Origin of the sequence: Flavonifractor plautii ATCC 29863 (genome assembly GCF_000239295.1) — a bacterium.
Taxonomy (GTDB): Bacteria; Bacillota; Clostridia; order Oscillospirales; family Oscillospiraceae; genus Flavonifractor; species Flavonifractor plautii.
Map to the genome: position 1 here is coordinate 1 of NZ_JH417851.1, position 19635 is coordinate 19635.

21 protein-coding genes are annotated in these 19635 nt (G+C 58.4%); 11 read left to right on the forward strand and 10 right to left on the reverse strand.

Annotated features, from left to right (window positions below; translation table 11 throughout):
• Positions 1 to 4: 4 nt before the first annotated feature.
• Positions 5 to 394 carry a hypothetical protein gene (locus HMPREF0372_RS17505; protein WP_007495455.1) on the reverse strand — a complete coding sequence of 130 codons (390 nt, stop codon included), beginning with the start codon at positions 392 to 394 and terminating at the stop codon, positions 5 to 7.
• A gap of 4 nt (positions 395 to 398) precedes the next feature.
• Entirely contained in the window at positions 399 to 605 is a 207-nt protein-coding gene (locus HMPREF0372_RS17510; protein ID WP_035298391.1) for a MerR family transcriptional regulator, read from the reverse strand.
• A gap of 806 nt (positions 606 to 1411) precedes the next feature.
• On the opposite strand from HMPREF0372_RS17510, the gene HMPREF0372_RS17515 reads away from it, so the two are divergent.
• The 8 genes from HMPREF0372_RS17515 (at position 1412) to HMPREF0372_RS17550 (ending at position 9133) form a co-directional block, all read left to right on the forward strand.
• Entirely contained in the window at positions 1412 to 1795 is a 384-nt protein-coding gene (locus HMPREF0372_RS17515; protein ID WP_007495465.1) for a helix-turn-helix domain-containing protein, read from the forward strand.
• Position 1796: 1 nt separating this feature from the next.
• Positions 1797 to 2126 carry a sporulation initiation factor Spo0A C-terminal domain-containing protein gene (locus HMPREF0372_RS17520; RefSeq protein WP_007495466.1) on the forward strand — a complete coding sequence of 110 codons (330 nt, stop codon included), beginning with the start codon at positions 1797 to 1799 and terminating at the stop codon, positions 2124 to 2126.
• A gap of 41 nt (positions 2127 to 2167) precedes the next feature.
• Positions 2168 to 2596 (forward strand): hypothetical protein, encoded by a 429-nt coding sequence (locus tag HMPREF0372_RS17525; RefSeq protein ID WP_007495467.1) that lies wholly within the window; start codon positions 2168 to 2170, stop codon positions 2594 to 2596.
• Positions 2597 to 2721: 125 nt separating this feature from the next.
• Positions 2722 to 3249 (forward strand): RNA polymerase sigma factor, encoded by a 528-nt coding sequence (locus HMPREF0372_RS17530; protein WP_007495468.1) that lies wholly within the window; start codon positions 2722 to 2724, stop codon positions 3247 to 3249.
• On the forward strand, positions 3246 to 4640 hold the full coding sequence (locus tag HMPREF0372_RS17535) for a DUF4179 domain-containing protein (protein WP_007495469.1): 1395 nt from the start codon (positions 3246 to 3248) through the stop codon (positions 4638 to 4640). The genes HMPREF0372_RS17530 and HMPREF0372_RS17535 overlap by 4 nt, the downstream gene beginning before the upstream one ends.
• A 160-nt stretch (positions 4641 to 4800) precedes the next feature.
• Positions 4801 to 5499 carry a response regulator transcription factor gene (locus tag HMPREF0372_RS17540; protein WP_007495470.1) on the forward strand — a complete coding sequence of 233 codons (699 nt, stop codon included), beginning with the start codon at positions 4801 to 4803 and terminating at the stop codon, positions 5497 to 5499.
• Positions 5474 to 7456 (forward strand): sensor histidine kinase, encoded by a 1983-nt coding sequence (locus HMPREF0372_RS17545; RefSeq protein WP_050810513.1) that lies wholly within the window; start codon positions 5474 to 5476, stop codon positions 7454 to 7456. Before HMPREF0372_RS17540 ends, HMPREF0372_RS17545 begins: the two co-directional genes overlap by 26 nt.
• 270 nt (positions 7457 to 7726) lie before the next feature.
• Positions 7727 to 9133: an MATE family efflux transporter gene (locus tag HMPREF0372_RS17550; RefSeq protein WP_007495487.1), complete on the forward strand. Its 1407-nt coding sequence runs from the start codon at positions 7727 to 7729 to the stop codon at positions 9131 to 9133.
• A 254-nt stretch (positions 9134 to 9387) separates the two neighbouring features.
• Here HMPREF0372_RS17550 and HMPREF0372_RS17555 read toward each other — a convergent pair whose 3' ends face one another.
• The 7 genes from HMPREF0372_RS17555 to HMPREF0372_RS17580 all read right to left on the reverse strand — a co-directional run bounded on the left by HMPREF0372_RS17555 (position 9388) and on the right by HMPREF0372_RS17580 (position 16564).
• Positions 9388 to 10152, reverse strand: a complete 765-nt coding sequence (locus HMPREF0372_RS17555) for a 4Fe-4S binding protein (protein ID WP_039997993.1) — start codon at positions 10150 to 10152, stop codon at positions 9388 to 9390.
• Between the two features lie 104 nt (positions 10153 to 10256).
• The gene (locus HMPREF0372_RS20225; protein WP_009256919.1) at positions 10257 to 10415 is read right to left on the reverse strand and encodes a hypothetical protein; all 159 of its coding nucleotides are present in this window, start codon (positions 10413 to 10415) and stop codon (positions 10257 to 10259) included.
• 123 nt (positions 10416 to 10538) lie between these two features.
• Entirely contained in the window at positions 10539 to 12413 is a 1875-nt protein-coding gene (locus HMPREF0372_RS17560) for an ABC transporter ATP-binding protein (protein ID WP_007495499.1), read from the reverse strand.
• Positions 12406 to 14145: an ABC transporter ATP-binding protein gene (locus tag HMPREF0372_RS17565; protein ID WP_009256921.1), complete on the reverse strand. Its 1740-nt coding sequence runs from the start codon at positions 14143 to 14145 to the stop codon at positions 12406 to 12408. Before HMPREF0372_RS17565 ends, HMPREF0372_RS17560 begins: the two co-directional genes overlap by 8 nt.
• Before the next feature lie 31 nt (positions 14146 to 14176).
• Complete coding sequence (locus HMPREF0372_RS17570; protein ID WP_007495503.1) at positions 14177 to 14671, reverse strand: MarR family winged helix-turn-helix transcriptional regulator; 495 nt, start codon at positions 14669 to 14671, stop codon at positions 14177 to 14179.
• Between the two features lie 118 nt (positions 14672 to 14789).
• On the reverse strand, positions 14790 to 15935 hold the full coding sequence (locus tag HMPREF0372_RS17575; RefSeq protein WP_007495505.1) for a hypothetical protein: 1146 nt from the start codon (positions 15933 to 15935) through the stop codon (positions 14790 to 14792).
• The gene (locus HMPREF0372_RS17580) at positions 15932 to 16564 is read right to left on the reverse strand and encodes a redox-sensing transcriptional repressor Rex (protein WP_007495506.1); all 633 of its coding nucleotides are present in this window, start codon (positions 16562 to 16564) and stop codon (positions 15932 to 15934) included. Before HMPREF0372_RS17580 ends, HMPREF0372_RS17575 begins: the two co-directional genes overlap by 4 nt.
• A 168-nt stretch (positions 16565 to 16732) precedes the next feature.
• Between HMPREF0372_RS17580 and HMPREF0372_RS17585 the strand changes: the two genes are divergently transcribed.
• Genes HMPREF0372_RS17585 through HMPREF0372_RS17595 form a run of 3 tightly spaced genes read left to right on the forward strand, consistent with a single transcriptional unit; the run spans position 16733 to position 18912 of the window.
• A complete protein-coding gene (locus HMPREF0372_RS17585) occupies positions 16733 to 17122 on the forward strand; it encodes a hypothetical protein (RefSeq protein ID WP_007495507.1) in 390 nt (129 codons plus the stop codon).
• A 12-nt stretch (positions 17123 to 17134) separates the two neighbouring features.
• Positions 17135 to 18355 carry a peptidoglycan-binding protein gene (locus HMPREF0372_RS17590; protein ID WP_007495509.1) on the forward strand — a complete coding sequence of 407 codons (1221 nt, stop codon included), beginning with the start codon at positions 17135 to 17137 and terminating at the stop codon, positions 18353 to 18355.
• Positions 18352 to 18912: a peptidoglycan-binding domain-containing protein gene (locus HMPREF0372_RS17595; RefSeq protein WP_007495511.1), complete on the forward strand. Its 561-nt coding sequence runs from the start codon at positions 18352 to 18354 to the stop codon at positions 18910 to 18912. Before HMPREF0372_RS17590 ends, HMPREF0372_RS17595 begins: the two co-directional genes overlap by 4 nt.
• Positions 18913 to 18986: 74 nt before the next feature.
• Here the strand turns inward: HMPREF0372_RS17595 and HMPREF0372_RS17600 are convergent, their stop codons facing one another.
• Positions 18987 to 19499 carry a ferritin gene (locus HMPREF0372_RS17600; protein WP_007495523.1) on the reverse strand — a complete coding sequence of 171 codons (513 nt, stop codon included), beginning with the start codon at positions 19497 to 19499 and terminating at the stop codon, positions 18987 to 18989.
• Between the last annotated feature and the right edge of the window lie 136 nt (positions 19500 to 19635).

Consider the following 19635-nt stretch of genomic DNA (forward strand, 5'->3'; position numbering starts at 1 on the left):
CACATCACACCCCCGCCCGGTCTATTGCTTCCGCTGTTTTTCTGATTTCGTCTGCCCTGTGCCGCATGGAGCGCACGCAGGCGGCCCGCTCGTGCTCGGTGGCGGGTAGATAGTACCCCGTGGCGTTATCCGCCAGAATGGGCCTCCCTTCACGCCGCTCCCGCTCGATCATCAGGCGCACCGTGCGCCCGTCCAGGCCCGTCAGCCTCTCCAGCTCCCGGCGGGGTATCGCGTTCTCCCTACCTGGAAGAAGAAGGTCTGCAATACCCCATTGACCACCGGGGGCCTGGGTGATATGCTTGTTACGGGAATTGCTGCTTGTCCGCTGCTTTTCCTGTCCTGCCCGTCTGGATGTTGCCGCATCCGGGCGGGCTCTCTTTTCTGCTTTCGCCATGTGCTTACCCCCTTAGAACCTCAGTACCAGCAGAGGGGCTAAACAAAAATTCCTCCAGCCTGTCCAAATCCAGCAGATACTTTCTCCCGGCTTTTGAACTGGGGATTTCCCCTGCAATCACCTTCCGCCTGATCGCCGTCTTGGTCAAAGCTGTATCCGGGTCAATGGCCCTGACATACTCGGCCACTTGGTCAATCGTTCTCATTCGCATAAAATACAACCTCCCAGCGTGTTCTTTGGTATGGAACACCTATATGATACAATATGTCATAACGTTCTGCAACTTTTTGATATATTCGAAAATTTGGTTGTATTGCATCGAATAAGTTCCGGAAAGCTAGAGGTAAAGTTTAGTTCACAAAACTAAAGCGCAGATAAGCAAGCCAAAGCTATGTATAATAATTCTTGTGAAAACAAATAATTATTGAACAAGAAGGATATAGCAAATAAATTTTGGGCATTTTAACAAAGAAAAATCACCTCCCATGTAGGGGTGGTATTACAGCAGTATTGTCCGTTGTTTGTCCGTTATTTTTATTGGAAACTATAAAAAACCGCAGGAGATAAAGAGAGAAATTTCCCGCAAACCACTTGCAGCGCAATAGTTTGCAGCAGTACATAAAAAGATGTAAAAAGAAAAAATCCCCATTCGAATCCCGGCACTCCGACCAAGCGTAGAGAGGCGGACAGGATAAAATCCTGTCCGCCTCTCTTGTTTCATATCTGTCTTTCTGTAGCCCCCTTCATATGCTGATGAACCAGTTATATAATTATTGTTGAAAACAAAAATACAATAATATTGATTTTCTAACCGCATGTCGACAAAAAGTTAGCATTTGGGGCCCTGTTTTTGGAAGATAACACGCCCATTTACGCAAAAATGTGGTATATTGAATATAAAGTTATATCTAATAATGAATTCCATTATGTCAGTTCGTTTTTCCGCCATGTCAGTACCCTATTTTCGACGATTTTCCCTAAAATAGTAGTCGTATACTATCTACGGGAGGTAAATCTATGAATTTCGACAAACAGCTTGACGTATTTTCCAGAAACCTGTCCGAAATCCGCCGGAACGGCCGCTACTCCTACCAGTCATTCTCTGAAAAGCTTCGGGTTGGGAAGTCCACGGTTCAGGCCATCGAAAGCGGAGACTACAATATTACGCTGAGTACGCTCATCACAATCGCTAATTCCCTGGAAATCCATCCGGCACTCCTGTTGATGGATCTGCCGATAGAGTTGGATCTAACAGGGACAAACCGCTATTATGCCAACTTACTTATGACCTACTCCGCCCTGCCGGAGGAACAGCGGTCCCAGTTCCGAAACATGATCCAACGCCTGGAATGCAGCCTCGATGGGGACCATTTAGAGCAGAACGACACCGGAGTGAACTGAAATGGAAATTGCAGCCCGCCTGCGCCAGCTTGGATTCCCAAGCAACTATGTGGGGTTTCCCTACCTTGCCTGCGCCATCTCATTGGTGCAGACCGAGCCGGAGTACCTATATCAGGTATTCAAATGTCTTTATCCCGCCGTTGCCACAGCGTTTCAAACCTCGGCAGCCTGTGTGGAGCGGGACATACGCACCCTGCTCTGCGCATACTGGCGCTCCGGCGGCCAGCCATTATTGCAGGCCATCTCTCCGCGTCCGCTTACCGCCCGTCCCACGGTCAGTGAGCTGATTGCCCTGCTGTCCGGGTATTTCCAGGATGTCGGAGACCTATAATTCGGGGCGCATCATGGCATACTGAAGCTGAGGTGATTTCCATGTTGACAGAAGCGGAATTGCTCCAGTATATCTACCAGACTACAGAAATGGGCCGGGACGGCATTCAGTCCGTCCTGCCCCACGCGGAGGACGAGACCTTTCACCAGGCGCTGGAGCAGCAGCTCACGGAGTATGAAAAGCTCTACGGCGCCACCGGAAAGATGCTGCGGGAACGTGGCCAGGAGCCCAAGGGGCTCAATCCCATGGTCAAGGCATCCTCCGAGATGATGAGCGCGATGAAAACCATGGCTGACCACTCTACCTCCAAGATCGCGGAGATGATGATTCAGGGCAACACCATGGGCATGACTAAGAGCCTCAAGCACCTGCACGACTACCATGGGAAGGACGAACGGGTACGGGATCTGGCCAACAAGCTGCTGAAAACCGAGGAGGCCAATATCCAGCAGATGAAGAAGTTTCTCTAGTCTCCTCAAGGGCGGCGTCGAATTGGCGCCGCCCTTTTTTGCGCTTGCTGTCACAAAAACCGGAACATATCCGTTATAATGGGTGAAAACCGGTTTTCTATCCAGCAGACAAGGAGGAGGAGGCTATGGACGAGGCGGAGCTGAGCCGGGCGTTCCCCATCGGGGACGGCGCCTGTCTGGAGGCAGTCATCGCCCGCTATGGACAGGCCCTGCTGCGGTACTGCCATCATATCCTGTGTGACTACCATGAGGCCCAGGACGCGGTGCAGGACGCGCTGCTGCGGGCCTGGAGTCGCCGCAACCGCTTCCGGGCGGGCACCAATCTGGAGGCGTGGCTCTACAAGCTGGCCTATCACGCCTGTATCGACCTGCTCCGGCAGAGGCGGCGGCAACTCTTTGCCCCTCCCCCGCCGTCCGGGTACAACCCAGATTACATCGGGCCGGAGCTGCGGGCGGCCCTGTCCGTCCTCACGCCGGAGGAGCGGGGCCTGGTCTTCGGACGGGTGATGGAGGGCCGCTCCTATGAGGAGCTGTCCCAGATCTACGGCCCGTCCGCCGTCGCCCTGCGCAAGCGATACGAGCGGGCGCGGAAGAAGCTGGCCCTGGCACTGAGCGAATCGGAATTGGATGAACAGAAGGAGGTCGTTCCATGAAGCGGACACCAGAGGAGGAGCGCATTTTCCGCGCCCTCGCTCAGATCGAAACACCAGAGGCCGACCTGTCCGCCGCACTCCGGCGGACGGAGGAGCCGCGCCGCATCCGGCCCGTCCGTCCCCTGGCGGCGGCGGCCGTGCTGTGCGCCCTGCTGACCATCGGCGCGGCGGCGGTGGGCTTTTCCGGGGCGTGGCGGTACTTTGTCCCCTCCCTGCCCCAGAACGCCGTGCAGACCGTGGGGGCCAGCCAGACCTCCGGGGACTACACCCTCACCGTGGAGGAGGCGGTGGTGGACGACAGCAATTTTATGCTCCTGCTGGCCCTGACCCGGGCGGACGGAGAGCCTATCGATCCAGAGGCATCGCTGACCACCAACAGCATGGATCTGGAAATAACGGTGGACGGCCACTATTTTGGCCGCGCCACCGACTACCAGCTCTCCCCTGACGGAAAAACCATCTACATCTGCTACGAAAACACTGGCGCACTGACCGAGACATCCATTTTGGGCAAGCCTATCACCCTCACGGCCGATGGAGTGGCCGTAAGGCTTTTTGACGATGACGGAAATATTCGTATCCAGTGCGACACCCCTATCTCCCTATCTGCGCTTGCGGAATGGGGGACTCCGGACTTCTCTGCCGTACCCCTGGTGGAGCATGTAGAGGAGATTATCCAAACTGCGGTAAATGGTGGGGCAACTCTTCCGTTGTTTACGGTGGAGGGAGTTCCCCTCCTGACACTTCGCGGTGCGGCCCTGACCTCGGAGGGACTGGCCCTGGTGACGCAGGATGCCTCCTACGTCTCCGGTGATCTGGCGTATACGAGAAGCAGCTGTGAAGCCATCATCGATACCCGCACCGGAGCACGCTATCTTTGCCGCTCCGGTCACGGAGCAGCATTAGAGGATGGCACCTGGGCCTTTCTGGAGGTATTCGATGACTGCCCCTTTACCCTGGAAGATCTTCCCTATCTTGAAGTGGAGGTGTCCTATACCGTCGACCGGATTCTCTCTGACCAGCCGTTTTCGCTCACTTTTACGGTGGAAAATTCATCCGGGTGGAAACTCCCGCTGGATGGTGCCCTGGAATTAGACGGGCTCACCCTGCATCCTTTGGAACTGCGGTTGTCAGCCCTGGATCTGCAAGTCTATTTCCAAGATGAAGCGGAGGCGGCCTTCTCCCTCTATCGGGACGGTACCGCTCCGGTGCTCCATCTGGCAAACGGCACAGATATCACCACCACCTGGCATGGAGGCAGACATCTGGACTCTGCTCTGCCTATGGTGTCTTTCCAAACCATAGATGCCGACAGCCAGCGGCTGTTCATCGACCCCGCACAGGTGGTTTCCATCACCTTTGGAAATCTGGAGATCCCCGTGGAGCACTGACCTGTTTCCCTCCCCAAAAACGGCGCGCCCGGTTTAGGGCGCGCCGTTTTCCATTGCCCGGCCCCGGCAAATCTGCTATGATTGTAAGAGATTTGTCAGAATTGTCTCACGCTCTTTGACAGAAAGGGCTGGTAAGATAGCGTCCATAGGAGGGATTTGTGTGAACGAGTGTATTCTGGTGGTGGATGACGATCCCGAAATCGTCCGTGCCATCGCCATCCTGCTGGAAAAAGAGGGCTATCAGGTGCTCAAGGCCTACAATGGCATGGAGGCGCTGGAGCAGGCGATAAACCCCGCCCTGCGGCTGATCATCATCGACGTAATGATGCCAAGGCTGGACGGGCTTTCGGCGGTGATGAAAATCCGGGAAAAGCGCAACCTGCCCATTATTGTGCTCAGCGCCAAGAGCGAGGACTCGGACAAGGTGCTCGGCCTGTCCATGGGGGCGGACGACTACATCGCCAAGCCCTTCCATCCCCAGGAGCTGGTGGCCCGGGTGCGCAGCCAGCTCCGGCGCTATACCCAACTGGGTGACGTGAACGCCCAAAGCCAGGGCGGAGAGATCGTCAACGGCCGACTGTGCTACCGCCCGGAGGAGCGGGTGCTGCTGGTGGACGGGGAGCCGGTGAAGCTGACGGCCACGGAGCTGAAAATCGTGGATCTGCTCATGCGCAACCTGGGGCGGGTCTTCCCCGCCGAGGAGATCTACCGACGGGTATGGAACGAGGAGGCCTATGCCACAGAGAACACCGTCATGGTACACATACGGCGCATCCGCGAAAAAATCGAGCTCAATCCAAAGGAACCGGAATATCTGAAGGTGGTGTGGGGCATTGGATACAAAATCGAGAAGCGTTAAGCCCGCCCTGGCCTTTCTGGCTTTCGTGCTGGGCGTCACGCTGCTGGTCTACAGTGCGGCGGCGGCTGTGATTGTGACCGTTGCCAGCGGGGGCTCTTTCTACATCCCCTGGCGCGACATATTCTGGACCGACTACCAGACTACGGACAGCTTTCACAGCTTTATAGAAGCCCGCCTCTATGAACTGGCCTCCGCCGCCGATACCCCGGAGGAGGAAAATCCCCTGGAGGGCTGGGACGACGGCCTGCTCTACCGCGTCCGGGCGGATGGAGTGCTGAAGTTCTCCAACACCGACGCCCTGTCTCCCGACCGGCTGCCCGACGGGTATAATTTTCTGATCACCTACGACGGGGAGAAGGTGACTGCCGTCAAGGACGGCCGCGACATCTCCGGTCAGTTCTCCCCCCTCCCCTTCGCGGATCCGGCCGGCGTGTCCGTCTCTCTGGCCGCGGCCGAGTACCCGCCCGCATCCGGCTCGTCGTCTCTCGCCTCCCTGGTCGGTTCTCTCCGACAGAACCGTGCCTTCTTTTTCTGCTTCCTGTTTCTTCCGCCCCTGGCAGGTATCGCCCTCACCGCCCTGTCCATTGTGTGGCACCGTCACAAGGTGCGGGCCGACCGGGCCATCGCCTGGTTCACCGGGCGGGTGTGGCTGGAGGTCAAGCTCCTGCTGCTCGTCCCCTTCCTCTGGGTGTGCACCCTGGCCGGAATGTGCTGTCTGGCCGCGCTGATGGGGGAGGTGCTCACCTACAGCATTGTGCGCTACCTCTCCGTCCCCCTGGCCCTGTGGTGGGCTTACCTTTATATCAACGACCTGCGGTACAATTTCGGACACCTCAAGGAGCAGAGCCTGTGCGCCGCCTGTGTGCGCCTGCTCCGGCGGCAGATCCTGCGCCACCCCGCCGCCCAGCGGGCCGACCGACGGATGATCTGGCAGTTTGCCGCCTGCCTCCCCTTTTTCCTGTTCTGCGCCCTGTCCGTGCCGGCCTTTCTGGTGTTCCGTCTGCCCCTTCCGCTGCTGCTCCTGCTCTGTATGGCCGGGATCGTGCTGATCGGTCTCCAGGTGTGGCTGGTCAGGGAAAGCCGCCGCTCTGCCGCTGAGCTGGACGCCCTGCTGGCCTGCATTGAGGCCGCCGGGGCGGGAAGGCTGGAGGGAGCCCCTCCCCTGCCGCCGGACTCAGATTTCCACGGTGCAGCGGAGCAGCTCTCCCACATGGAGGAGGGTCTGCGTACCGCATTGGCCGAACAGGTGAGGAGCGAGCGGATGAAGGTGGAGCTGATCACAAACGTCTCCCACGATCTCAAAACCCCCCTCACCTCCATCATCAGCTATACCGAGCTGCTCCAGCAGGAGGAGGGCCTGCCCGACCATGTGCAGGACTACATTCGTGTCCTCTCCGACAAGTCCAAGCGGCTCCAGGTCATGGTGCGGGACGTGTTCGAGGTGAGCAAGGCCGCTACGGGCAACCTGAGCGTAGATATAAAGCCGATTGATTTTGCAAAGCTGCTTCGCCAGACCCTTGCGGACATGGGTGAGGCCATCGAGGAGAGCGGCCTTGCCCTGCGGCCCCGTCTGCCGGAGTCCCCGGTCTGGATCGCCGCCGACGGCGACCGGCTGTACCGGGTGTTCCAGAACCTGATCGGCAACGCCCTCAAGTACTCCCTGGAGGGCTCCCGGATCTACCTGGAGCTGACCGCAGCAGACGGGCAGGCCGCGGCGGTGCTCCGCAACACATCACGGGAGGAGCTGCCCGACGGGGTGGATCTCACCGAGCGGTTCGTCCGGGGGGACGAGAGCCGCACCGACGGGGGCAGCGGCCTGGGCCTGTCCATCGCCCGCACCTTCACCGAGGCCTGCGGCGGAACTTTCTCCGTCCAAACGCAGGCGGATCTCTTCACCGCCTCCGTCTCCTTCCCCCTGACCAGGGAACGGCCGCCCAAGGAGGAGAGCGCGGTATGAGACGGCTATGCGCGTGCTTTGCCGCCCTGGCGCCGGCCATTCATGACTTCCTGCGGATTACCGGCCATCAATAGGACTACAGTACCGTTTTAGAAGCCGAGGATGCAGCCTCCCCCTGTCCGAAATGAGTTTATCAACGCAGCATCCGGTATACCATATATAAAATCCGGCAACTCCCATTTTGGGGGGTGCCGGATTTTATTTGACGAATCTTTGTGTTTATACTACAATAAGAGTATTATCAGGCGATTTGAAAGCGAGGAAAATGGTATGCCAGACAGCAATTCAAGCCAAAATCCCCTCGGCTCCCTCCCCATCAATACCCTGCTGCCCAAATTCGCAATCCCTTCCATTGTCGCCTATCTGGTCACCTCTCTTTATAATATAGTGGATCAGATCTTCATCGGCCAGGGCGTGGGATATTTGGGAAACGCCGCTACCAATGTGGCTTTCCCCTTCACCACCGTGTCCACCGCCATTGCCCTGATGATGGGCATCGGCACTGCTGCCAACTTCAACCTGAATTTAGGGGCCGGAAATGAGGAACGGGCTCGCCGGGTGGCCGGCACCGGACTGTCCTGTCTTGCGCTGTTCAGCCTCACCCTGGGCCTGATCGCCTTGTTTTTCCGAGGCCCACTCCTCAACCTGTTTGGCGCTACGCCGGAGGTATTGCCCTACGCCATGATCTACACGGGCATTACTGCCTTCGGCCTGCCTATGGTCACCTTTACCACCGGGGCCAGTTCCCTGGTCCGGGCCGATGGAAGTCCCACCTATTCCATGCTCTGTACCCTCTCCGGCGCGGTACTCAACACCATATTGGACCCGGTGTTTATCTTCGGTCTGGACATGGGCGTGGCCGGGGGCGCACTGGCCACCGTATTGGGGCAGGCTCTCTCCTTGGTCATGGTACTGTACTATCTGTTCCGCACCCGCATCCGTACCATCCGCCTGACGGCGGCCTCCCTGCACCCTTCCGGGGCACTTCTGCGTGCCATCTGCTCCCTGGGTGTTTCCCCCTTTCTAAATCAGATGGCCATGTTCCTGGTGCAGATCACCCTCAACAATACCCTGACCTACTACGGTGCGCTCTCCCACTACGGTGAGGACATTCCCCTGGCGTGCGTTGGGGTCATCTCCAAGGTCAACATCCTGATGCTGGGCTTTACCTTGGGTATCTCTCAGGGCTGCCAGCCCATCTTCAGCTACAACTACGGCGCCCGGCAGTATAGCCGCGTACGTGAGGCCTACCGAAAGGCCATTGTCGCCGCGTCCATAATCTGTTGCATTGCCTTTGTGTGCTTTCAGCTCTTTCCCCGGCCGATCGTGGCACTGTTCGACCCCTCTGGCAGCGAGGAGTATTTTCAGTTCGCCGAGCGGTATTTCCGCATTTATATGTTTATGACACTGGCCAATGCCTTCCAGCCCATTACGGCCAATTTCTTTACCTCCATTGGCAAGGCCAAGCGGGGCGCACTGATCGCCCTCACCCGGCAGGTGATCTTTCTCATTCCCCTGATTTTGATCTTCCCCCTCTTCCTGGGGATTGATGGCGTCATGTACGCCGGTCCCATCGCCGACAGCGCGGCAGTAGTGGTGGCCCTGGCCCTGGTTACCCGGGAAATGAAGCGGATGCCCCACGTGGACGAACCCGTGGCGGCAGATACACTGGTGTAGCTGGCTCCAGCGGCGGCGGGCAATGTGGGCGGCGGCATCACCGCCAGTCTCTTAGGCCTCTAGGAGCAGCCAATCGGCCCATCCCGTACTCTTTTCTCGATACCGGCACCATAGGGAGGTGGCCCCGGGCGGCCGTTCCGGCTGCCGGTATCTGGGGCTGTCACCCCGGCTTTTCCGGCTGCTGCGTGGACCATATGCTGTTCCCCGAATAACCAAACAGGAGGCGCCCCACGGGGTGCCTCCTGTGTTTACTTTCACAGATACAGCTCGGGCGGCTTGTCCTCCTTGGTCAATGCCTCCTCCAAATGAGCCGCTGTAGCGGCAAAGGCGGGGCCTTCCACCCGTCGGCTGCCCGCCGGGCAAGCCCGGACACAGGCCAGGCAGCGGATGCACTTCTCACCGTCGGTCGCACGGGGCGCGGCAGGATGGATGGCCTCCACCGGGCAGGCCCCGACGCAGCAGCCGCAGCGGGTGCAGGTATCGTCCCCCACTGGGTAGAACGGCGCCCTCTGAAAGCTGCGGTAGGGCCGGTTCCCGGGCAATTCCGGGGCGCACCAAGGCCCCGACAGCTTCTCCGCCGCCCGACGTCCCAGCTCCGCGGCCGCCGCCAGATCCCCTGCGTTGGGTCGCCCCATGGCTACCTTGGCGGAAAATGTGTGAGGCGCTACAAAGGCCCCCGCTGCCAGAGGGCGGAACCCCCGGGCGGCACACAGGTCGCTCAGCTCCGCCAGCGCGTCGTCAATGAGCCGGTTGCCATACACAGCCAGCAGCACCGCCGGAGTCTCCTCCCCCTGTAGGCCGTCCAGCAGCCCCGGCACCGCCGGCACCCGGCCGTAATAAACCGGTACGCCCAGGACAACTACGCCATCTGCGCCGAACATATGAACTTTGCGCCGCTCCTCCGGTCGGGTCAGGTCCACTTCTCCGCCCATGTGTGGCATAGCTGCCGCCACAGCTCGGACATAGGTGCGCGTCCCGCCCGTGGGACTGAAATAGAGGGCTGTTGTACGTCTATGCATGTGTTCCGCTTCCTTTCCACTTGTTTGATACACAGGAACGTGCCGTGGGGAAAACACCCCACGGCACGTCTGCCTGTTTGCCGTTCGGCTATTGTACTGCCTTCTCAGCAGCAGCTGTTCCCGCAGCCGTTGTTGCAGCCACAGCCACCACAGCCGCAACCGCCCCAGCTCCCGCCGCCGCAGCAGCAACAGAGCAGGATAATGATCAGAATGATCCACAGGCAGCCGCCGCCGCCAAAGCCACAGCCATTATTGCACCCCATATGAAGTACCTCCTGGTTTGATGATGGAAACCAGAGGCGGAGCGGTGGGAGTACCGCCGCTCCGGCCCGGTCTCACTCCATACTATGCCGGGGACGCAGAGGGGTGCTTGGTACAAATTCTTTTTATTCCAGCTCAAAGGCGCCGGTATAGAGCTGATAATACAGTCCGTGCTGCCGGATGAGATCCTCGTGGTCGCCCCGCTCTACAATGCGGCCGTGATCCAGCACCATAATGGCATCAGAGTTGCGCACAGTGGATAGCCGGTGGGCAATGACAAAGACGGTGCGGCCGGTCATCAGGGAGTCCATACCCCTCTGGACGATGGCCTCAGTGCGTGTGTCAATGGAGGAGGTAGCCTCATCCAGGATCATCACCGGGGGATCGGCCACAGCGGCCCGGGCAATGGCGATGAGCTGCCGCTGGCCCTGGGACAGGTTGGCGCCGTTGCCGGTGAGCATGGTGTCGTACCCCTGGGGCAGGCGGCGGATAAAGTCGTCTGCGTTGGCCAGCACGGCGGCGGCCTCCACCTCCTCGTCGGTGGCGCTCAGATTGCCGTAGCGGATGTTTTCCCGCACGGTGCCGGTAAAGAGGTTGGTATCCTGAAGCACAATGCCCAGGGAGCGGCGCAGATCCGGCTTATGAATATCGTTGATAGAGATGCCATCATAGTGGATCTTGCCGTCCGCGATGTCGTAGAAGCGGTTGATCAGGTTGGTAATGGTGGTCTTACCCGCGCCGGTGGCGCCCACGAAAGCCAGCTTCTGGCCGGGCTTGGCGAAAAGGCTGATGTCGTGGAGGATGGTTTTGCCCTCCTCATAGGCGAAGTCCACATCATCAAAGCGCACGTCGCCCGCCAGCTTGGTATAGGCGAAGCTCCCGTCCTCCTGGGGAACCTTCCAGGCCCACAGATTGGTGCGCTCACTGGTTTCCTGGAGGGCGCCGTCCTTGTTATAGGAGACGTTGACCAGGGTGACGGTGCCGTGATCCTCCTCGGAGGGCTCATCCATCAGGTCAAAAATCCGTTGAGCACCGGCCAGAGCCATGACCACAGAGTTGAGCTGCTGAGAGATCTGGCTGATTGGGTTGGTCAAACTCTTGGAGAGCTGGAGGAAGGATGCGATGACACCCAGGGTAATACCGCCCCCCAGGCCATTGAGGGCCAGCGCTCCGCCCACCATGGCGATGACCACATATTGGATGTTGCCAATGTTGATGAGGATGGGCATGAGGATATTGGCGTACTTGTTGGCCTTATAAGCGCTTTCAAACAAGGCGTCATTCACACGGTCAAAGCCCTCCTGGGCCTCCTCCTCGTGGCAGAAAACCTTGACCACCTTCTGGCCGTTGATCATTTCTTCGATATAGCCGTTCAGATCGCCTAGCTTCACCTGCTGGCGGACGAAGTAGCGGCCGCTGCGTCCGGCCAGGAACCGGGTCACCAGCAGCATGCACACGATGCACACGATTACCACGCCAGTGAGAGTGAGGTTGAGTACAACCATGCTGACAAAGGTGACCACGATCATCATCAGGGAATTGATTACCTGGGGAATGCTCTGGGAGAGCATTTGCCGCAGGGTATCCACGTCGTTGGTGTAGACGCTCATCACATCGCCGTGGGCGTGGGTGTCAAAATACCGGATAGGTAGCGTCTGCATGTGGCCGAACAGATCGTCGCGGATCTTCTTCTGCACGCCCTGGGAGATGGTGACCATCAGACGGTTGTAGGCCAGGGCGCACAGGGCGCCCACCACATAGAGGCAGGCCATCAGGAGCAGAGCGTGGAGCAGGCCGGTGAACACCGGGTTTTCCATGGCCAGCAGAGGCGTGATATAGTTGTCGATCAGGGCGCCCAGGAAGATGGAGCCGGCCACAGAGGCCACCGCGCTGACCAGGATGCATACCAGCACCAGAAAAAAGCGGATTAGGTAGCCCCGGCCCACATAACTGAGCAGGCGCCGGACCGTGTGGGACTTTTTCTTCGGCATCTTATTCATCCTCGCTCCCTCCCTTTGTCTGGGATTCATAAATTTCCCGGTAGATCTCACAGCTCTGGAGCAGCTCGCCGTGGGTGCCCATGGCGGAAATCCTTCCGCCATCCATCACCAGGATTTTGTCCGCGTCCTCGATGGAAGAGATACGCTGGGCAATGATAAACTTGGTGGTGTCGGGGATCTCCTCCCGGAACGCCTTGCGGATCAGTGCGTCGGTTTTGGTGTCCACGGCGGAGGTGGAATCATCCAAAATCAGAATCTTCGGCTTCTTCAGCAGGGCCCGGGCGATACACAGGCGCTGCTTTTGGCCGCCGGACACATTGGAGCCGCCCTGCTCAATATAGGTATCGTACTTGTCGGGGAATTCCTGGATAAAGGGGTCGGCCTGGGCCAGCTTGCATACCCGGACCATCTCCTCATCGGTGGCGTCCTTCTTACCCCAGCGCAGGTTCTCCTTAATGGTGCCGGAGAACAGCACGTTCTTCTGGAGCACCATGGCCACCTGCTCCCGCAGGGCGTCCATGTCGTAGTCCCGCACATCCACACCGCCCACCAGGATGCGGCCCTCGGTAGCGTCGTACAGCCGGGGAATAAGCTGCACCAGCGTGGTCTTGGAGGTGCCGGTGCCGCCGAGAATACCCACCGTCTCACCGGACTTGATGTTCAGGTTGACGTTTTTCAGGCACTCCTTACTGGGATCCTTGGCGTAGCTGAAGCTGACGTTCTCAAAGACTACAGAGCCGTCCTTGACCTCCTCCACCGGATTCTCCCCGTTGCGCAGGTCGCTCTCCTCGTTGAGCAGCTCGGTAATACGCTCGGCGGAGGCGCGGGCCAGGATGATCATGACCAGCACCATGGAGAGCATCATCAGGCTCATGAGGATCATCATGATATAGCTGAACATACTGGTGAGCTGCCCCACATCCATGCTGCCGCCCACTACCAGATGGGCGCTCAGCCAGGACACGGTCAGAATACACGCATAGACGCACAACTGCATGAGCGGCATGTTGAAGGCGATGAGCTTTTCCGCCTTGGAAAAGTCCATATAGATCTCCTGGGAGACCTTCCCGAATTTTTCCTTCTCGTGCTCCTCACGCACAAAGGACTTCACCACCCGGATGCCAAGCAGGTTTTCCTGTACCACATTGTTCAAGTGATCATACCGCTTGAACACCCGCTCAAAGATGGGGTGGGCTCCGGTCATAATAAAGAACAGGCCCAGGCCCAGGATGGGGATCACCACCAGGAAGACCAGCGCCAGTCTGGGGTTGATGGTAAAGGTGAGCACCCATGCACAGATAAGCATGATGGGACAGCGCACAGCGATGCGGATGATCATCATAAAGGCCATCTGTACGTTGGTCACATCGGTGGTCAGACGGGTAATGATACCGCCGGTGGAGAATTTGTCGATGTTGGAAAAGGAAAATTTCTGAACATTCTGATACATCTCCCGGCGCAGATTGCGGGAGAAGCCGGTGGCCGCCCGGGCGGCATAACGGCCGGACAGGGCGCCCAGCAGCAGAGCCGCCAGGGCCATGAGGACCACAATGCCGCCGTAGTAGAAAATACGTTCCATATTTCCCGCCTCAACGCCCTGGGTCAGCAGACGGCCTGTCATCATGGGAATCAGGACATCAAAGGCCACCTCGCCGATGACAAAGATCGGCGTCAGAATCGTGTCCTTTTTGAACTCCTGAATACAGCTCACAAGTCCGCGTTTTTTCTTCATGCACATTCCTCCTTGGGGATTGATTCGCTTGCTAACTGTTAGCCTCCTCACAGTCTTTGCCGCAGGTGCACCCGGCCGGAAGTACAGACGGCTCCATCAGGTTCTGCTTCATTTTTGCGATGGTCATCATGAACTGCTGCAACTCCTCAGCGCCGATTCCCTTGGTCAGCGCCGCCTCTACCTGTGTGATGCGCGAGGCAATCTGCTGGTTCAGGGCCTCCGCTTTCGGCGTTGCCATCACCTGCTTGAGCCTGGCGTCACGGGATACGGAGCACCGCATCACAAATCCCTCCTCCTCCAGGCGCTTCAGCAGCCTGGACGCGGTGGAGCGGCGGATATAAAACGCCTCCTCCAGATCCTTCTGAAAGATTTCCTGATCCCGATTATGGCACAGAAATCCCAGAAGCATCCCCTGCATCTCGGTAAAAGCATCGCACTCCGGCTGGCCGGAGAGCTCCCAGACCTTGCGCCGGATCAGATTGGACAGCGCCTTGACCTCGTAACCCGCATGGCGTTCTTGCCTCATTCAGACACCCCCTTCCATGCAAGCTATTTTACAGAGTTTATTTTAGTTATCTTGCTAACAGTTGTCAATGGGCAACATTTACAAAAAGACCCTCCGGTAAACCGGAGGGTCTTTCCATTCAGCTCAGCCTGTCCACGGTGACGCCGTTCATCACCGCCTGAAATACGGCTTTGTCCACGCCGCTGCTGGCAGCCGTCCTGTCCAGCAGGATGCCGCTGCCGTCCTTCAGAGGGGCCGACAGTGCGAAATAGGACAGATAGGCCACCTGGGCCCGCAGGAAGGGGCTACCTGTCAGCTTGGCCTGCTCCGCAGCGTTGAGCACACCAAACTCCACGCTCTTGCCCACGGCATTGGCCCAGGAGAAGTCAGGCGACGCCCCGCTGTCCGAGTAGCCCAGCGCCCGCAGAAGAAAGGTCATGTACTCCCCTGCCGAGAGCTGTGCATCCGGTCCAAAGTAGCGCTGTCCACCAGCACTGACGTTGTTGCCCTTGGTATAGCCCTTCTCATAGGCATAGGCCACATAGCGGTCGCACCAGGCAGGGGTGTCCGCAAAGGGGTTGGCCGCTGTGCTGCTCAGCGCAGCCCCCTCCTCCCCGATCAAACGCAGGAACATGACCAGTCCCACGATACGGGTGGGAGCCTGCTCCAGATCATACCCGGAGCCGTAGGCCGTTCCAGTGCCCTGGAACAGCCCCATCTGCTTTAATGCGTCGGCCAGAGCATTGTAGTCCAGCCCCGCTCCGGAGGACACGGTATAGAAGCCCTCTACGCCCAAAACCGCAGTATCAGAGGTGATTGTCACTGCCGCTGTGGTATTTTCGGCCGCTAAGACGCGGTGACGTGCGGTCAGCGCGGCACCGGAGGCCACGGTCTGCCCCACCGTAATATCCACCACACTGCCGCCGGAATAGGACACGGTTCCGCTTCCAGCCAGGAGCAGCAGCCCGGAACCGGCAGGCAGGCTGACCACGTCTCCCCTTTTAAAGCGGAAATCCGTGATTGAGGCGGCATAGCTCTGTTCTCCACCTGCCCGGGCCAGATAACCGCTGTGCCTGGCATTCAGATCCGCCAGCACAGAGTCGTAGACGGTCTTTGTCTGCTCCGCGATGCGTGTCTCCGCCTGCCGCAGTACGTCCGGAATATAAGTGTCGTTCAGGTAGCCCTGCGTTACAAGGCTCTCCCCTGTTCCCGTATCGGCGGCATATACTGCCGCACAGCCTATCAGGATGACCAGGGCAAGCAGGCCAACGGCAAGTCTCTTCATGGTACCTCCGAAATCATATAGCTCAGCGCCAACAGGCTGTCGGCAAAGTGGACGTTCTCAATCACTATGTCCGGCGCGTCCACCGTCAGCTCAATATTGGTGAAATTCCAGATTCCTTTCACGCCGGAGGCCACCAGCCGACCGGCGATCCGGTTGGCCACGCTCCGGGGAACCGTCAGCACCCCGATGCTGGCCGGATGCTGGCCCAGATACTCCTCCAACTGGTCCACGTGGTGGACCGGCACCCCGGAGAGTCTCTGCCCAACCACATCCGGCGCCACATCAAAGGCGGCCGAAAGCGCCACACCGGAGCGCTCGAAGTGAAAGTTTTCCATCAGGGCCCGGCCCAAGTTGCCCGCCCCCAGAATGACCGCGTTGTGGCCGCGGTTCATACCCAGAATGTCGGAAATCTCCCCCCGCAGATTTTCAATATTATAGCCGTAGCCCTGCTGGCCGAACCCGCCGAAGCAGGAGAGATCCTGCCGGATCTGTGAGGCGGTCAGCCCCATGGATTTGCCCAGCGCGTTGGATGAAATGCGCTCCACACCGGCCAAATAGAGGTCGTTCAGGTGGCGGTAGTACCGTGGGAGGCGACGTATCACCGCACTGGACACTTTATCTTTTTTCATAGCTCCATCACTCTTCTTCTTGTTCCAAAGCGGTACCGCACGTAACTCGCCCGTTCCGCTGCAAGATTCCTATTCAGTTTACTCGAAAGAGGGGCCGATGTCAACGTTCTTTTCCCTGGAACCGCCTTCCGGTCCGGTGCATAGAGTGAGGAAAAGGAGGAATGCCAATTGGCCTCGATTGGAACCATTGTCACCCGCGTATATACCTCCCGGGCCCAGCTCCCGGTGCCGGGCGCTACTGTAGCGGTGACGCAGAGGGCGGGCGGCGGGCGGCATACGCTGCTGGCCTTACGAGTGACGGACGAAAACGGACGCACCGCGCCGATCCGCGTCGCCACACCCGAGCCGTCTGCCAGTGAATCCCCAGGGACAGAGTCCCCCTTCGCCGTCTGTGACATCTGGGTGGAGGTACCGGGCTATGAGATGCTTCTGGTGGAGAATGTCCAGGTCTTTCCTAATACGGAAACACTACAGGAGCTGGAGCTGATTCCCCTGCCGGAGCAGACCTCGTCGTCTACCCGGGGGGAGATCGTGGATATTCCACCCCAGGATCTGTAAGGAGGTACCCCCATGCCGACCACACCTGTAACGCCCTATGTCCCACAGTACATCACCGTGCATCTGGGCGCCCCCAGCGCCGCTGCGGAAAATGTGACGGTTTCCTTCCCGGAATACGTTAAGAATGTGGCCTCCAGCGAGATCTATCCCACCTGGGAGCCGGCGGCTATCCGTGCAAACATCCTGGCGATTATTTCGTTTGCCCTCAACCGGGTATATACCGAATATTACCCCAGCCGCGGCTACCCCTTCAACATCACCGCCAGCACGGCCTACGACCAGAAATTCATCAAAGGGCGCAACATTTTTGAGAACATCAGCCAGATGGTGGATGAGATCTTCAATTCCTACATACGGCGCACCGGCTTTGTGGAGCCCCTGGCAGCCAAATTTTGCAACGGCACCACCACCACCTGCGACGGTCTCTCCCAGTGGGGCAGCCAGGCCATGGCAGAGCAGGGCGCCGACTCCGTCACCATCCTGCGAAACTATTATGGCGACAATATCGAGATCGTGAACAATGCTCCTGTCATGGGTATCCGCAGCTCCTACCCCGGAACTCCGGTGCGGCTGGGCGACCGGGGGGAGCCGGTGGTGCGCATCCAGACCATGCTCAACCGCATCTCCCGCGATTACCCCGCTATTCCGAAGGTTCAGCCGGTGGACGGGATCTTCGGAGCGTCCACCGAGCAGTCGGTCATCAAATTCCAGCAGATTTTCAGCCTGACGCCGGACGGAGTCGTTGGAAACGCCACCTGGTATAAGCTGGTCTTTCTGTACGTGGGCGTTCTGGAATTGGCGGAGCTGGTCAGCGAGGGTCAGACCTTCTACACCACCTTGGTGCCCGTCAACCGCCCCGATACCATTTCCCTCGGCGACACCGGAGAAAATGTCAAGGTAATACAGTACCTTCTCTCTGTGGTGGCGGAGTTTTATAATAACATCCCCCCGGTGGCTGTGGACGGGATTTTCGGGCAATCCACCCAAAACGCAGTCCTGGCTCTTCAACAGATGGCTGGTCTGTACCAAGACGGCGTTGTAGGCGAGGACACCTGGGCCGCACTCTACCGATTTTATGTCGGCATAGTGGATACCATGAGCCAATATACCAATGTCATCCCAGAGCAGTTCCGGCCGGAGCTTCCCGAGAGCGAAGCCACCAGCCTGACCCAGTACCCCGGCCAACCCATGACACTGGGCAGCACCGACGAGAGAGGAGAAGACGCCACATGATTCGCTCCCAACTCCACCTGATTGGACAGCCCGTACGCAGCCTCCAAACCATGCTGCGCACCATTTCTTTCGCTTACCCCTTCCTCCCCCGTCTCACGCCGGACGGAATTTTCGGCGAACGCACCCTAGAGGCCGTCATGCTCTTTCAGAGGGAATTTTTCCCTCCGGTCACCGGACAGGTAAACCAGGCCACCTGGGACGCTATCGTTTCCTTGTATCACCAGGTGGTTTCCCGCCTCACTCCGCTGCCCACCCGCAGCTTTCCAAGTCCAGAGTTTTCCGTCGCACCGGGTGAGGCCAGCGTTCATCTTAACCTGGTGCAGTCCATGTTCTGCGGGCTGTCTCGGGTCCTGAACGGCGTGGAAACCTGTGATGTCTCCGGGGTAAACAATGCCGCCACCGAGCACAACATCAAGTGGATTCAACATCTGAATCACCGTCCGGAAACCGGGACGCTGGATCAGGAGAGCTGGAATACCCTCAGCCGCCTCTATACTATGTTTGTCACCAGCGCCCAGTCGCCCTGGACTACGCGGCCTGAGCTTTTTATGCCCTGACGCGGCATATATGTGTAAGGTGGGTGCCCTGTCCATAGCAGGGCACCCACCTTGTCTACAGTTTCAACTACAGGTTACAGTACCAGACTGGGAGCTGCATAGGTGCGGCCCGCCAGCTCACTGTTGAGCATGTAGAGGCCTTTGGCATCGTCGCCGTAGAGCTCCATCTTTTTGATCATATCCTCGGCGGTCTTCTCCTCCTCGCCCTGCTCTTTGACAAACCAATCCAGGAACTGCATGGTGCGGAAGTCCTTGACCTCATAGGCTGCATCGTAGATCGTGTGAATCAGATTGGTGACATACTGCTCATGGGCCAGGCCGGCCTTGAGCACCTCCAGCCTGCCGTTGGGGGCGGCGGTGGGCCTGGCAATGCCCTCCAGCACCGGGCGGTGGCTGTTGTTCTGGAGATACTGGAACATAAGCATGGCGTGATCCCGTTCCTCCTGCGCCTGCACCTTGTACCAGTTGGCGAAGCCGTCCAGTCCCTCGTCCTCGAAGTAGGCGGAGAACTCCAGATACAGGTAAGCGGAGTAGAACTCCTTATTGATCTGCTCGTTCAGCAGAGAGGCAACTTTTTCGTTCAGCATAATAAATACACTCCTTTCTCATCTGGATGGCATAAGAATACCACGGATTTTATTCTGTTACAACTGTAAATTCCACTCAGAAATTCCTCTGCGCCCTAACAATGGCCGTAGGCAACAGAGGACAGGATACCGGTTA

Bases quoted from the DNA above. Each gene is read 5' to 3' on its own strand.
- HMPREF0372_RS17505 (WP_007495455.1), bottom strand. From the start codon at position 394: ATGGCGAAAGCAGAAAAGAGAGCCCGCCCGGATGCGGCAACATCCAGA.
- HMPREF0372_RS17510 (WP_035298391.1), bottom strand. From the start codon at position 605: ATGCGAATGAGAACGATTGACCAAGTGGCCGAGTATGTCAGGGCCATT.
- HMPREF0372_RS17515 (WP_007495465.1), top strand. From the start codon at position 1,412: ATGAATTTCGACAAACAGCTTGACGTATTTTCCAGAAACCTGTCCGAA.
- HMPREF0372_RS17520 (WP_007495466.1), top strand. From the start codon at position 1,797: ATGGAAATTGCAGCCCGCCTGCGCCAGCTTGGATTCCCAAGCAACTAT.
- HMPREF0372_RS17525 (WP_007495467.1), top strand. From the start codon at position 2,168: ATGTTGACAGAAGCGGAATTGCTCCAGTATATCTACCAGACTACAGAA.
- HMPREF0372_RS17530 (WP_007495468.1), top strand. From the start codon at position 2,722: ATGGACGAGGCGGAGCTGAGCCGGGCGTTCCCCATCGGGGACGGCGCC.
- HMPREF0372_RS17535 (WP_007495469.1), top strand. From the start codon at position 3,246: ATGAAGCGGACACCAGAGGAGGAGCGCATTTTCCGCGCCCTCGCTCAG.
- HMPREF0372_RS17550 (WP_007495487.1), top strand. From the start codon at position 7,727: ATGCCAGACAGCAATTCAAGCCAAAATCCCCTCGGCTCCCTCCCCATC.
- HMPREF0372_RS17555 (WP_039997993.1), bottom strand. From the start codon at position 10,152: ATGCATAGACGTACAACAGCCCTCTATTTCAGTCCCACGGGCGGGACG.
- HMPREF0372_RS20225 (WP_009256919.1), bottom strand. From the start codon at position 10,415: ATGGGGTGCAATAATGGCTGTGGCTTTGGCGGCGGCGGCTGCCTGTGG.
- HMPREF0372_RS17560 (WP_007495499.1), bottom strand. From the start codon at position 12,413: ATGAATAAGATGCCGAAGAAAAAGTCCCACACGGTCCGGCGCCTGCTC.
- HMPREF0372_RS17565 (WP_009256921.1), bottom strand. From the start codon at position 14,145: ATGAAGAAAAAACGCGGACTTGTGAGCTGTATTCAGGAGTTCAAAAAG.
- HMPREF0372_RS17570 (WP_007495503.1), bottom strand. From the start codon at position 14,671: ATGAGGCAAGAACGCCATGCGGGTTACGAGGTCAAGGCGCTGTCCAAT.
- HMPREF0372_RS17575 (WP_007495505.1), bottom strand. From the start codon at position 15,935: ATGAAGAGACTTGCCGTTGGCCTGCTTGCCCTGGTCATCCTGATAGGC.
- HMPREF0372_RS17580 (WP_007495506.1), bottom strand. From the start codon at position 16,564: ATGAAAAAAGATAAAGTGTCCAGTGCGGTGATACGTCGCCTCCCACGG.
- HMPREF0372_RS17590 (WP_007495509.1), top strand. From the start codon at position 17,135: ATGCCGACCACACCTGTAACGCCCTATGTCCCACAGTACATCACCGTG.
- HMPREF0372_RS17595 (WP_007495511.1), top strand. From the start codon at position 18,352: ATGATTCGCTCCCAACTCCACCTGATTGGACAGCCCGTACGCAGCCTC.
- HMPREF0372_RS17600 (WP_007495523.1), bottom strand. From the start codon at position 19,499: ATGCTGAACGAAAAAGTTGCCTCTCTGCTGAACGAGCAGATCAATAAG.